This window comes from Thalassobacter stenotrophicus (assembly GCF_001458315.1).
Taxonomy (GTDB): Bacteria; Pseudomonadota; Alphaproteobacteria; order Rhodobacterales; family Rhodobacteraceae; genus Thalassobacter; species Thalassobacter stenotrophicus.
Map to the genome: position 1 here is coordinate 464,865 of NZ_CYRX01000031.1, position 12,848 is coordinate 477,712.

Annotated in this window: 12 protein-coding genes; 7 read left to right on the forward strand and 5 right to left on the reverse strand. The window is 60.7% G+C overall.

Annotation, left to right across the window (positions count from 1 at the left end):
• The first annotated feature begins 2 nt into the window (after positions 1–2).
• The 7 genes from THS5294_RS12860 (at position 3) to THS5294_RS12890 (ending at position 7,884) form a co-directional block, all read left to right on the forward strand.
• Entirely contained in the window at positions 3–629 is a 627-nt protein-coding gene (locus THS5294_RS12860) for a J domain-containing protein (RefSeq protein WP_116904192.1), read from the forward strand.
• 54 nt (positions 630–683) lie between these two features.
• On the forward strand, positions 684–1,046 hold the full coding sequence (locus THS5294_RS12865) for a hypothetical protein (RefSeq protein ID WP_058124077.1): 363 nt from the start codon (positions 684–686) through the stop codon (positions 1,044–1,046).
• Positions 1,047–1,089: 43 nt separating this feature from the next.
• Positions 1,090–2,424, forward strand: a complete 1,335-nt coding sequence (locus THS5294_RS12870; RefSeq protein ID WP_058124078.1) for a PepSY-associated TM helix domain-containing protein — start codon at positions 1,090–1,092, stop codon at positions 2,422–2,424.
• 250 nt (positions 2,425–2,674) lie between these two features.
• Positions 2,675–3,661, forward strand: a complete 987-nt coding sequence (gene cobS / locus THS5294_RS12875) for a cobaltochelatase subunit CobS (RefSeq protein ID WP_038006960.1) — start codon at positions 2,675–2,677, stop codon at positions 3,659–3,661.
• Between the two features lie 79 nt (positions 3,662–3,740).
• On the forward strand, positions 3,741–5,612 hold the full coding sequence (gene cobT, locus THS5294_RS12880) for a cobaltochelatase subunit CobT (protein WP_058124079.1): 1,872 nt from the start codon (positions 3,741–3,743) through the stop codon (positions 5,610–5,612).
• Positions 5,612–7,408: an aminopeptidase P family protein gene (locus THS5294_RS12885; protein WP_058124080.1), complete on the forward strand. Its 1,797-nt coding sequence runs from the start codon at positions 5,612–5,614 to the stop codon at positions 7,406–7,408. The genes cobT and THS5294_RS12885 overlap by 1 nt, the downstream gene beginning before the upstream one ends.
• Positions 7,409–7,542: 134 nt before the next feature.
• Positions 7,543–7,884 (forward strand): DUF427 domain-containing protein, encoded by a 342-nt coding sequence (locus THS5294_RS12890; protein WP_058124081.1) that lies wholly within the window; start codon positions 7,543–7,545, stop codon positions 7,882–7,884.
• Here THS5294_RS12890 and THS5294_RS12895 read toward each other — a convergent pair.
• The 5 genes from THS5294_RS12895 to THS5294_RS12915 form a co-directional block, all read right to left on the reverse strand.
• Positions 7,881–9,008, reverse strand: a complete 1,128-nt coding sequence (locus THS5294_RS12895) for a cobalamin-independent methionine synthase II family protein (RefSeq protein ID WP_058124082.1) — start codon at positions 9,006–9,008, stop codon at positions 7,881–7,883. The two genes, THS5294_RS12890 and THS5294_RS12895, sit on opposite strands and share 4 nt — an antisense overlap.
• Before the next feature lie 62 nt (positions 9,009–9,070).
• Positions 9,071–10,054 (reverse strand): nuclear transport factor 2 family protein, encoded by a 984-nt coding sequence (locus THS5294_RS12900; RefSeq protein ID WP_058124083.1) that lies wholly within the window; start codon positions 10,052–10,054, stop codon positions 9,071–9,073.
• Positions 10,051–11,067 carry a LacI family DNA-binding transcriptional regulator gene (locus tag THS5294_RS12905; protein WP_058124084.1) on the reverse strand — a complete coding sequence of 339 codons (1,017 nt, stop codon included), beginning with the start codon at positions 11,065–11,067 and terminating at the stop codon, positions 10,051–10,053. The genes THS5294_RS12900 and THS5294_RS12905 overlap by 4 nt, the downstream gene beginning before the upstream one ends.
• A complete protein-coding gene (locus THS5294_RS12910; protein ID WP_058124085.1) occupies positions 11,064–11,810 on the reverse strand; it encodes an SDR family NAD(P)-dependent oxidoreductase in 747 nt (248 codons plus the stop codon). Before THS5294_RS12910 ends, THS5294_RS12905 begins: the two co-directional genes overlap by 4 nt.
• Before the next feature lie 51 nt (positions 11,811–11,861).
• Entirely contained in the window at positions 11,862–12,839 is a 978-nt protein-coding gene (locus THS5294_RS12915; RefSeq protein WP_058124086.1) for an ester cyclase, read from the reverse strand.
• Between the last annotated feature and the right edge of the window lie 9 nt (positions 12,840–12,848).

Below are 12,848 nucleotides of genomic sequence, written 5' to 3' on the forward strand. Positions count from 1 at the left end.
CCGTGAGCAGCAGCGATCCATTCAACTTCGACATGCGTGTTTCGACCGCAAAGAAAAAGACCAACCGCACACGGCGCGGCATGTCCGGGGCGTTTGAGACGTCAAAACGTGTCTGTGAACACAAAGGCTGTGAGGAAGCGGGCCAATACCGCGCCCCCAAAAGCCCGGACATTCTGGACGACTTCTATTGGTTCTGCCGTGAACACGTGCGGGAATATAACCTGAAGTGGAATTTCTTTGACGGGACGACCGAAGAAGAAATCAACGCGCAACTTGACCGTGACAAAGTGGGCGAGCGCCCCACCAAACCGTTCAAGCAATCCGCCGAGGAACGCGCCTGGGCTCGTTTGGGCGTGGATGACGCGCATCAGGTGCTGGGTGCCAATGCCACCCGCAATCCCGGCAAGGGTGGTGGCGGTGGTCGCAGGCTGCCCCCCACCGAGCGCAAAGCACTCGAGATCCTTGAGGCAAAGGATCATTGGGAAAAGGCCGAAATCCGCAAGGCCTACAAAAAGCTGATCAAAGTGCTTCACCCCGACATGAACGGAGGCGACCGCAGCCAAGAAGAACAGCTTGGCGAAGTCGTCTGGGCTTGGGATCAGATTAAGGACAGTCGCAGCTTTAAATAGGCTGCGACATCTTGGCGGTTGCCCCATTGGGGCGACTGCCGCACCAAGGGTGCCATGAAGCACGCGCTCCGCCTTCTTTTGGTTTTGACGATCACGCTGGGTATTCTTGCCCCGCGCGCATCTGCCATCGCCATGGAGCTGATGCCCGGCCAATTCCAGACCATCGTGATCTGCTCTGGCTTTGAGATGCAGACCATCGTCATTGACGCCGAGGGTCAGCCCGTCGAAGTCGCCGACACCGAGGCCCACAAGTGTGTTTTCAAGGACGCGGTGGTCGCAATCGCCGTGCCCGAGACACCCGTTTGGCAAACACTCGCCCGTGCCAACCTTCGCGATGCGGCGCGTACGGACCTTGTGTCTGCGCCCCTCGCTGCCGTTTTACCGCCCCCCTCCCAAGGTCCGCCGCTGCCCGTCTGACCCCTTTGTTCAGACCTAAGTTCGCAGCGAAAGACCACACTACATGTCCGATATCACCGGGGCGGCCTCAATCCGCCCAACCATCGCCCGTGGCGGGGCGTTCTACCGCCTTGTCTGGAAATGGCATTTCCTCGCCTCTCTCTATGTGTTGCCCTTCATGGCAATGCTCTCGATCACGGGGGGCCTCTACCTTTATAAGCCTCAGATCGAAAACTGGCTCTATGCAGACCGTTTCTATGTAGAGGCGCAGGAAACAGCCCTGCCCATCGCCGTTCAAATCGCTCAGCTCGACACCTTTGTCGGGATTTCCCGGATGCGCGCGGTGATCCCGCCCGTGTCGCCCGAACATACCACTCGGATTGAGTTCAACACCCCTCAAGGCGTGCGCAGTTACGCTTGGATCAATCCCTACACCGCCGACATCATTGCCGTGCAGGCGCGCGACACGATGCTGATGCACCAAGTCAAAAAGTTCCACGGAGAACTGTTGCTTGGCGACATTGGCACCAAGTTTGTGGAACTGGCCGCGCATTGGGCCGTGATCATGCTGGTGACCGGAGCCGTGTTGTGGTGGCCGCGCGGCGCGCAGCGGCTGCGGGACCGCGCGGCATTGCCCCGCCCGCCGAAAAACCAATCCGCCAAGCGCGGGTTTTGGAGGCAAATGCATCTGTTCACCGGGATGCTCGCGGTGGTTTTGGTCTTGCCGATCTTGGTCTCCGGGCTGCCGTGGACGGATGTCTGGGGCGGTGGCCTGAATAAGGTCCAAGAGATCACCGGCACTCAAAGCAAATCCCTCCGGTTCGGTGGCTCTGTGCCCAAGTCGAGCACCGACACAGGCGAGCCGATCGCGGTTGAACAGGTCGCGGCCATCGCTGCGGACCAAGGGCTGGCCACACCTTATGAAATCCGCCCTCCACGCAAAGCCGATGGCGCGTATTGGATGCGCTCTGCCAGCGTGAACCGCTACGCGCAATCAGAACTGGTGATTGACCAGTATAGCGGCGCGGTCTTGGCACGGGTCGATTTCACCGACAACCCCGGGGTGGCGCAGGCCAAATCCCTCGGCATCAGCTTTCACCAAGGCGAATTATACGGCTGGGCGAACGTGGCCCAAAACACCGTGGCCGCAGTGCTGGGCGTCGTGCTGTCAGTGTCGGGGTTTGTGGCGTGGTGGATGCGCCGGCCGCAGGGCAGTCTCGGCGTGCCTGCCGCCCCAGATGCACAGGTGTCATGGCCTGTGGCAGCGTTGATCGTGACCATGATGATCCTGCTGCCGCTTGTCGGTGCCAGCCTGATCGCTGTGCTCGCGCTCGACTGGGTTGTGTTTCGCAAACTTGGATGGTTTCGGGGGGCGTCCGCCCCGCATGCCGCCGAGTGAGCGATAGGATCACGCAAGCGTCCCTATATTGCGTGATCCTTCTCCGGGAGGGGTGGTCGTGGCAGACGCCCCTCCCCTTTTTATTCAAGTGTTCAGCCCGCCGTTGCCACCCGTTCAAGGCGACTGCGGGCTGGTCTTAGTCAAGACAGGCGCGATAGTGCCAGCACACCCCTTCCCCTCGCCGTTTCATGCGTTATGTTGCGTCGAACGCGGTGGGCTGAGCGCCCCCCAACAAGGTAAGGATTACACGATGGCGGATGGTGGCATGGGGCAAATTGCAAAACCGACCGAAGATATCTCGGTCCGGGAAGTGTTCGGAATTGATTCAGACATGAAGGTAAAGGGGTTCGCTGAAGCCTCTGATCGCGTGCCTGAGATTGATCCGACCTACAAGTTCGACCCAGACACCACGCTCGCGATCCTTGCTGGCTTTGGCTACAATCGCCGCGTCATGATCCAAGGGTATCACGGCACGGGTAAGTCGACGCACATCGAACAAGTCGCTGCCAGGCTGAACTGGCCCGCAGTGCGTGTGAACCTCGACAGCCACATCAGCCGGATTGACCTGATCGGGAAAGACGCGATCAAGCTGAAGGACGGCGTACAGGTTACCGAATTCCACGAAGGCATCCTGCCGTGGGCCCTGCGCAACCCCGTTGCCATCGTATTTGATGAATACGATGCCGGCCGCGCGGATGTGATGTTCGTGATCCAGCGCGTACTGGAAGCCGACGGCAAACTGACGCTGATGGACCAAAACGAGATAATCACTCCACACCCGTCGTTCCGTTTGTTCGCAACAGCCAACACCGTTGGTCTGGGTGATACGACTGGCCTTTATCACGGTACGCAACAGATCAACCAAGCCCAGATGGACCGCTGGTCTCTGGTCGCAACGCTGAACTACCTCAGCCACGATGCGGAAGCCGCAATCGTTTTGTCCAAGTCGCCCCACTACAATACCGAAAAAGGCCGCCAAATCGTGAGCCAGATGGTGACTGTGGCCGACCTGACCCGGACTGCGTTCATGAACGGCGATCTGTCTACTGTGATGTCGCCCCGCTCGGTGCTGGCATGGGCCGAAAACGCGCGCATCTTTGGCGACGTGGGCTATGCGTTCCGCCTGTCGTTCCTCAACAAATGTGATGAGTTGGAACGCCAGACCGTGGCCGAATTCTACCAGCGGTGCTTTGACGAAGAACTGCCTGAAAGTGCAGCAAGCATGAGCCTCGGCTAAGGAACACGCGGCGGGTTTTCCCGTGAAAATCTGGGCGGGCGGGCTTGTGTAGCAACGCCCTCCGCCGCCGGAGGATAGTATGAAGAAACCCAACGATAACCCGGCTGATCCGTTCAAAAAGGCGCTTGCGGAGGCGACAAAGGTTCTGGCCGACGATCCTGAGTTGGGCGTCAGCTATTCCGTGGACCCCCCCGGTGCCACCAACGACAGTGTGCGCCTACCACAAGTAACGCGCCGCATGACCCGCGAAGAGGTCCTGCTGGCACGCGGCACAGCCGACGCTTTTGCCCTGCGCCACAAATACCACGACGCCAGCACCTACAGCCGCTACCTGCCCAGCGGGAACATGGCGCGTGAAATTTACGATGCGATGGAAACCGCTCGGTGCGAGGCAGTTGGCGCCCGCGCTATGCCCGGCACCGCAGGCAACATCGACGCCAAAATCGGCTCAGACGCGTCGCGTCGCGGCTACGGTGAAATCACCGAGGCCGCCCAAGCCCCGTTGGCCACCGCTGCGGGCTATCTGATCCGGCATCTGGCCACGGGCCGCGACCTGCCTCCGGCTGCGGCGAACGTCATGAACCTGTGGCGCGATTTCATCGAAGGCCAATGCGAAGGCACGCTCGACGGTATCGATGGCGCGCTTGCCGACCAAGCGACCTTTGCCAAGCTCGCCCGTCAGCTGATCGATGACATGGGTTACGGCGATCAGCTGGGCGACGATCCTGACCAAGAGGACGAGGATCAGGAAGAAGAAGGCCAGTCCGATGAGGATGAGCAGCCCGACAGCACCGGCGAGGATGATCAATCCGAGCAGGACGATGAGGCCTCGCCCGAGCAAAGCCAAGAACAGCAGTCCGACCCCGCGCAGGCCTCTGTGACGATGGATGACATGGCCGAGGCTGAGAACGCCGAAGAAGCCGAGATGCCCGAGAGCCAAGACAACATGGAGCCGCCCCCACCGGCGCCCATCTCAGAGGCGGACCCCGGCTACATCGTGTATCGGACCGAACACGACGAAGAAATTCGCGCCGAGGACCTTGCGGAACCCGCCGAGTTGGAGCGTTTGCGCGCCTATCTGGATCAGCAGCTAGAGCCACTTAAGGGCGCCGTGTCGCGGCTTGCCAACAAATTGCAACGCCGCCTTCAGGCGCAACAGAACCGCTCTTGGGAGTTTGATCTGGAGGAGGGCATCCTTGATGCCGGCCGCCTTGCTCGTGTTGTTGCCAACCCAACCACACCGCTCAGCTTTAAGATGGAGCGTGACACAGAATTCCGTGACACCTGCGTGACGCTTTTGCTGGATAACTCTGGGTCGATGCGGGGCCGTCCGATCTCAATCGCGGCAATCTGCGCCGACGTTCTGGCCCGCACGCTGGAACGGTGCGGTGTTAAGGTCGAAATCCTCGGCTTTACGACCCGCGCGTGGAAGGGCGGCCTGAGCCGTGAGGAATGGCTCAAAGAAGGCCGCCCCCAACAGCCCGGACGCCTGAACGACCTGCGCCACATCATCTACAAATCAGCCGACGCACCATGGCGCCGGACGCGGCCCAACCTTGGGTTGATGATGAAAGAGGGCCTTCTGAAGGAAAACATCGATGGTGAGGCGCTGGAATGGGCGCAACGCCGGATGCTGGCCCGCCCCGAGGCGCGCAAGGTCATGATGGTGATTTCCGATGGTGCGCCCGTGGACGACAGCACCCTGTCGGTAAACCCGGCTAATTACCTCGAAAAACACCTGCGCGACGTGATCGCCATGGTGGAAAAGCGCAAGCAGATCGAACTGATCGCCATCGGGATCGGCCATGACGTAACCCGCTATTATGAGCGTGCTGTAACCATCACCGACGTTGAGCAATTGGCGGGCGCGATGACCGAGCAGCTTGCATCTCTCTTTGATACGGACCCGCGCGCAAGGGCGCGGTTCGCTGGAATGAAAAAGGTTTCCTAGTGTTTCAAGACTTCTCCGTGAGCGCGCGCCCCGAAAACGGCCCCCCCCGATTGGAGGCCCTGCGCCGCATCATGGAGGCTGAGGGCGTCGATGGATTTCTGATCCCACGCGCGGACGTTCACCAAGGTGAATACGTGGCCCCTTGCGATGATCGTTTGGCGTGGCTGACAGGGTTCACCGGGTCCGCCGGATTTTGCGCGGCTTTGCGTGATCAAGCCGGTGTTTTCGTGGATGGACGCTACCGCGTTCAGGTCAAGCATCAGGTCGATTTGGGCAGCTTTACCCCCGTGCATTGGCCAGAGACCGGCTTAGCGGAGTGGCTCACGGCGCGCATGGCCAAAGGCCAAACCCTGGCGATTGATCCGTGGTTGCACACGGTTAAAGAAGGCCTCGCCCTTGCCACTGCCCTTGAGGACAAGGGCGTTGATCTGCGTGAAACAGACAATCTGTTGGACCGCATTTGGCAGGATCGCCCCGCCCCACCGACCGAGCCTGTGATGGTCTACCCGGACGCCCTTGCCGGGCGAAGCGCCGAGGACAAACGCACCAGCCTTGCAGCGGACTTGCGCAAAGCGGGACAATCGGCGGCCGTGCTGACCCTGCCAGATAGCCTCAACTGGCTTTTGAACATTCGCGGCGCAGATATCCCGCGCAACCCGATTGCGCAGTGTTTGGGGATCTTGCACGACGACGGTACAGTCACCCTGTTCATTGACGCCAAGAAACTTGAGGGCATCGCGCCGCTAGAGGGCGTCACAATCGCTGAACCCGCAGGGTTTGCACCCGCCCTGTCCGAGCTGACGGGCAAGGTCGCAGTGGACTATGGCACAGCCCCACTCGCGGTCTACGGCGCCCTGATGGCGGCAGGTGCGACACCCGTCGACACCCGTGACCCCTGCGCCCTGCCCAAGGCCGCCAAAACCGACGCCGAAATTACCGCCACGCGCACGGCCCACTTGCGGGATGCAAGCGCGGTGGTGAAATTCCTCGCGTGGCTCGACAGTGCCCCCAAAGACAGCCTGTCAGAGATCGACGTTGTCACCGCACTCGAAGGGTTCCGGCGCGAAACCAATGCCCTGCGCGACATTAGTTTTGAAACGATCTGTGGCAGCGGCCCCAACGGCGCGATCATGCACTACCGTGTCACCAAGGAAACCAACCGCCCCCTTGCGGACGATACGCTCCTGCTGGTGGACAGCGGCGGGCAGTATTTGGACGGCACCACGGATATCACTCGGACGATGGCCCTGCGCGAGCCCGGCCCAGAGGAGCGCACCGCCTATACCCAAGTGCTTCAGGGGCTTATCGCGATATCGCGTGCGCGGTTCCCGAAGGGCGTTGCGGGGGCCCATCTGGACGCGCTGGCCCGTGCGCCGCTTTGGGCGGCGGGGCGCGATTTTGACCATGGCACGGGTCACGGCGTTGGCGTGTACCTTAGCGTGCATGAAGGGCCGCAGCGCCTAAGCCGCGTCTCCGATCTGCCGCTACAACCCGGAATGATCCTCAGCAATGAGCCGGGATACTACCTAGAGGGACGATTTGGCATTCGATTGGAGAACCTGATCGTGGTGCAGCCCGCCCCTGCCCTGCCCGGTGGCGACCCAGAGCGTACGCAGTATGCATTTGAGACGCTGACCTTCGTGCCGTTTGATCGGCGATTGATTGACGTCACGATCCTAGCCCCGGCGGAGCGAGATTGGCTGGATGCTTATCATGGCGAAGTCCTGGCCAAGGTCGGGCCTCAGCTGGATACCGCGCCTTTGGCATGGCTCACGGCGGCCTGCGCGCCCCTATAGTCGCAGGTCGTATAGGGTGCTCAGCCACCCGCTTTGTGCATAAGAAGCCGTCACACCTATGTCACACGCGCATGGCAGTGGCTTTCTGCACAGTTTGTGTTACATGAGGCCCTTACACCGCAGGGGAGAGAGATATGCTAAAAGAGATTTCCGTTCACAAGGCTACCGGAACCTGGGTCGTTCGGACCGATAACTCTGTGCTTGGTGAAACCCGCAACGCGCTGGAACTGACCGAAGGCAACATGCCCCCAGTCATCTATTTCCCCCGCGAAGACATCGGCATGGCTTTTCTTGAGCCATCCGACACAACCACCACCTGCCCCAAAAAGGGCGTCGCGAGCTATTTTCACCTTGTTGGGCGTAGCGGACAAGTTGACGACGTTGCGTGGTCCTATGAGACCCCCGCCGACGCGGTGTCCGCGATCGCAGGGCATATCGCCTTTGCGACCGGGACCATCCACGTCGAAAAACTCTAGAGCCGTTCAGCCGCCAAGCGGGTGCCTTCCGATAGGGCGCTCAGCTTGGCATAGGCGATATCTGGATCAACGGTGCCGAAGCCGGCGAATGTTCCAAAACCACAATCCGATCCTGCGATAACCCGGTCCGCCCCCACAATTTGTGCGAATTTCGTAACGCGCTCAGCGACCAGTTCAGGGTGTTCCACAAAGTTTGTGGTGCTGTCGATCACGCCGGGCACAAGGATTTTATCCTCAGGAATTTCTGCGGCGCGGTCTCGGAACACGGTCCACTCATGGGCGTGACGGGGGTTTGAGGTCTCAAACAACAACTGGCTCGCATTGACCGACATCAGCGTCGGAAACACTTTGGCCATGTCGATATCACACACATGCGGGCCCTCGTAGTTGCCCCAACAGATGTGAACACGCACCCGCGATGGATCAATCCCGCTAAGCGCATGGTTCAGGGCCTCTACATGGCTTGCCGCGATCTTGAGAAACTCTGAATCAGACAGGTCCGCAAACAGCATGTGACGGCTCAGCGCGAGATCGGGACAATCCAGCTGTAGATACAGGCCCGCATCGACGATGGTGCGATATTCCTCGGCCATAGCATCAGCAAGTGCAGCCAAATATGCCTCCCGCGTGGTGTAGTGGTCGTTTTGCAAAAATAACGAAATCACGCCGGGCGAGGCTGCGTTCATAAAGCCCTCTGCTGCGCCATGCTCTGCCATGCCCGCCTTGAGGTTGGCGATATCGGTCTGCAACTCACCCTGCCCCTTGGAGGCAACAGGCCCCGTGCACATGGGCCGTGCGTATTGCGGTGTCCCGCCATCATCCGCGAGCCGCTTCAGAAACCCCGGGAACGCCTTTAGGTCGGCAGGCGCATTGCGGGGGCTATCGCCGGAAAAGCCGGTGTAGCGGTCCTTTACGTATGTCGCGTAGCTGATTTTCGACGTCTCACCATCGCTGACGATATCCACGCCCGAGGCGACCTGCCGCCCAACCGTCGCCGCACTGGCCGCGGTCATGGTGGCGTCAAACGTGGCTTGGTCATAGGACGCGCCGTTTTCCCGGGCGAAGATCAAATCCACCACGTCTTGAGTGCGCGGCAGGCTGCCCACATGGGTTGTTCTGATCATCTTAGTCTCCCTCTCACGGCACGCATTTGCACGTGCCGCTGTCAAAGTCATCGGTGGCTGGATTAGCCCGTTTGTAGCAAAATTTGTTTCCACACGGCTGTTTCATCAAACAGCGTGAATTCGCGGCGCAGTTTTGGCGCGGCGACGCCGAAGCTGCCGAATTCCGCGTGGCTGATACCCAACACATAGACCTGCGCCCCGGTGGGTGCGCCAAATGCACCCCAGCCGGAGTGCGTGCCCGACAGCGACCAGCGGATCGCGGCACGTGGCGGCATCGTTGGATCATCGCGGCCGATGACATGTTCGCAGGTGAATTTCGCATCGGGGAATGCCGCACGCAGTGACATCCAGAACCGGTCCGCATCACCCCAACCGTGGCCCGTATAGGCACCCGGATATTCCATTTGGCAGGCCCGGTCATAGCTGTCGGGGATCGCGGCCATATCGGCATTCATGATCCGCTGCAAAATTTCGGCGTAATGCGCGCCCCACGGGTCATCATTGCCAGCGCCCTTATAGGGGCCGGGCTGATCCGTTTCGGGGCTCAGTGGGCGCACGCAAGCCTCTGGCCCGCCTTCGCGCGTGATTTGGTCTGCGGCAAACGCCTTGGGATCCCATCCCATCTGCCGGACAATCGCGCCCTGATCCCGGATCAACCATTCATCGTCGATCATGTTGTTGCGCGCGTGGCAATCAGCCAAGATGCGATAGCGCAATTGCTTACCCGTCGCCTCGCCATAGGCGCCGCTGCCTGCGTGGGTGGCCGTCGAAATAATCCGGTGCGAGCTGAGCATCCCCGTCTCCGGCGTGCCGGACCAAATGACATCTTCGCCCAACAGCTGACGGTCGGGGAACTCTGCCAGTGTGGCCATGGTCGCGCCAATGACATTCTGATTTCCGATCACCACACTCGCAGGGGAGCGGACGACAATCTCGGGGTGGTAATAGTCGTGCAGAGTCGCGATGCCCCGATCTTCCCAGATCTCTTTGGTGATCCCGATGATATAGTCCGGGAAATCTTGGAATTTTTCGTCAAAACCCTTCATGGGGCCTCCTTTGGTAGACGCGCCGAGCCCCGCACCAGCAGGGGGCCGTCAATTTCGATCCGACGCACGGGCGCGTCGGGTGTGGTTATGCGGGTCAGTATTTCTTGGACAGTGGCGTCAACCATGCGGCGCGCAGGTTGGCGCAGCGTGGTCAGGTCATAGCTGGGCCATGCGGCCATGGGCACGTCATCGTAGCCCACCACCGATACGGCATTGGGAACGCTCAGCCCCATAACAAATCGAAGATGATCCATGACGGCCATGGCCATATGATCATTGCCGACAAAAATCGCATCGGGTGGCTCGGACATTTGCATCAAGGTTTGGGCCGCGTTCATCGCTGTGTCGCGATCAAACATGCCATCGATTTGCGCGTGCACTTCTAGGCCTGCCTCGCTTAGCCCCTCCGCGAAACCCTCCGCGCGTTCACGCCCGGTACTGGAACCTTGCCAGCCGCTGATATGTGCGCATCGCTGATGGCCACCCGCCGCCAAGAAAGCCGCGATCTTGGCCCCGCCTGCGCGGTTGGCGGATGAGATCGCGGAAAGCCCCTCCCCGATGACAGAGCGGTTGAAACACACCACTGGAATGCCTGCGCGCGCGCATCGTTCAGCCAGCTCACCACTGAGGTTGATGGAGGCCGTGATGATCCCGTCGACCTGATAGTCCATCAGACTTTCGATGACATGGTCCACGTCACCTTGGGTGTTTCCCGCCATAAACACCAACAGGTGATAGCCTTCTTGATCGAGGGCTTCACTCAGCTTTTGCAGCGCATCGGCGTAGAACGGATTGTCCAGATAGGCCACGACCAACCCGATGATCCGGCTGGAGCCTGTGATCAACGAACGCGCCAAAACGTTGGGCCGATAGCCTAATTCCTCTGCCGCGTCGCGGACCTTTCGGGCCATTTTTTCTGATACGGATGAGCCGGGCGTAAAGACGCGGCTTACCGCCGATTGGCTCACACCTGCCTTGGCCGCGACGTCCATTGAGGTGATCTTGCGGTTCATCCGGCGGTCCATCCGCCATCGACCAACAGCGACGTGCCGGTCACCATCGCACTCGCGTCCGAGGCCAAAAAGACCACGGCGCCCATGATGTCCTCCACCTCTGCCACACGGGGCAGTTTGATCTTACTCTCGATCCAGGCGCGTTTGTCCGGGTCCGCGAATGTGGCGGCTGTTAGAGGCGTGCGGATGAACGTGGGGCACAGGGTGTTGACGCGAATACGTTCCGGCCCCCACTCGATCGCCATGGCCTTGGTCATGCCTTCGACCGCGTGTTTGCTGGCGCAATAAACGGCTCGGTCAATCCCGCCGACATGGCCCATTTGGCTACTGATCTGAAGGATCGATCCCCCACGGCCCACCATTCCACGTGCCGCTTCTTGAGCGAGGAAATAGGCCGCGCGCACATTCACCGCCATCACCGCGTCAAAGTCGGCTGGTGTTGTGTCCATGGCCGAGCTGTGACGCGCAAGGCCCGCCGAATTGCACAGGATATCAAACGGCCCCGACTGCCCAAAAAAGGTGCGGACGGCGTCATGGTCAGTCACATCCAGCACGACGCCGGAACCGCCCAAGGCCGAGGCAGCCTCGGCCACCTGATCGGCACTGCGGGCGGCGACTGTGACTTCCGCCCCCGCCTCCGCAAGGGCCGCAGCACAGGCCAAACCTATGCCCCGCGCGCCGCCGGGCACAAACGCCCGTTTACCGTCAAGCCGAAAGGATGGGGTTTTGGGCAAAGGGGTCATGGTGGCTCCGGTCAGACTGCATAGGTATGCAACCGGAATGGGCGGCCAAGGTCAAGCCTGTCCACCGCCCAATGCCGCCATTCGCGCAAAAACATCGACACCCAACTGCGCATAGACGTCCAACAGATCCACCAAGACCCAGTTTTCGCGGATCAGGTCGCCCTCAACCCGCCAAAAATCCAACGACCGCATCGTCATCTTTTGACCCGTCGCGGGCAGGCCCAGCCAGTTCGCGCCGCTCAGCGTCATCTCCATCCCCGGCCAGGCGGTAAAGCCGACATAGTCGCCCTCTGCAAAGAAATGCCCCTGATCCATCAAGGCGCGGCGGTCCGGCATCGCGTCAAGGAAGGGGATTTGGTGATGCTGCCTGAAGCCCACGATGCCACGCGCGGTGCCAATGCCCGCAGGCCCGTACCAGCTGCAACGCGGATGCCAGTAGCGGGGCAATTCCATCGCCGCCTCGCCCTCGCGGGAACGCCCGAGGCCCGTGAGCATATCACCAACAATCCCCAGCGCGTGGGAGCCATCGCCAGAGATGGTCAAACCGTCTTGGGTCGCGGGTCCGGGTACCAGCCATTCCCGCCCAAGCGAGGGCGCAAGCGGCCACACACCCGCCTGCATCATCAGTTCGGGGATATCCCAGATCGCCTGCATCTCGACCACGCGGTCGCCTTCAATCCGAAAGAACTCATGAAAGCGGATTGCGGCCAGTCGGTGGGTCGCTGGAATGCCGAGGAAAGGGTTAGAAAACTGGCCCATGTAGTGACCGCCGTGGCCAACCCACATCTGACCCGCCGCGTCATGGCCTGCCATCTCAATCCATGTGCGCCGCTCGGCATCGGGCATGGCATCGTACAGGGGCGCAAGCGCTTGGTCCGCCCACGCGTCCGGCCCGGCACCTGTGCCCCAAGGCGCGCCAAGTTGGATCAAGGCGTCAGGCGCAAACACTTGGCCCAGCGCGGACCGCGCCTGCGCCAAGGTGCAATCAGACAATATGTGAAGCGGTTGGACAACGGCTTTGGGATCCATTTCAGGCCT

Coding starts and splice junctions, on each gene's coding strand:
- THS5294_RS12910 (WP_058124085.1), bottom strand. CDS start 11,810: ATGACCCCTTTGCCCAAAACCCCATCCTTTCGGCTTGACGGTAAACGG.
- THS5294_RS12890 (WP_058124081.1), top strand. CDS start 7,543: ATGCTAAAAGAGATTTCCGTTCACAAGGCTACCGGAACCTGGGTCGTT.
- THS5294_RS12895 (WP_058124082.1), bottom strand. CDS start 9,008: ATGATCAGAACAACCCATGTGGGCAGCCTGCCGCGCACTCAAGACGTG.
- cobS (WP_038006960.1), top strand. CDS start 2,675: ATGGCGGATGGTGGCATGGGGCAAATTGCAAAACCGACCGAAGATATC.
- THS5294_RS12865 (WP_058124077.1), top strand. CDS start 684: ATGAAGCACGCGCTCCGCCTTCTTTTGGTTTTGACGATCACGCTGGGT.
- THS5294_RS12905 (WP_058124084.1), bottom strand. CDS start 11,067: ATGAACCGCAAGATCACCTCAATGGACGTCGCGGCCAAGGCAGGTGTG.
- THS5294_RS12915 (WP_058124086.1), bottom strand. CDS start 12,839: ATGGATCCCAAAGCCGTTGTCCAACCGCTTCACATATTGTCTGATTGC.
- THS5294_RS12870 (WP_058124078.1), top strand. CDS start 1,090: ATGTCCGATATCACCGGGGCGGCCTCAATCCGCCCAACCATCGCCCGT.
- THS5294_RS12900 (WP_058124083.1), bottom strand. CDS start 10,054: ATGAAGGGTTTTGACGAAAAATTCCAAGATTTCCCGGACTATATCATC.
- cobT (WP_058124079.1), top strand. CDS start 3,741: ATGAAGAAACCCAACGATAACCCGGCTGATCCGTTCAAAAAGGCGCTT.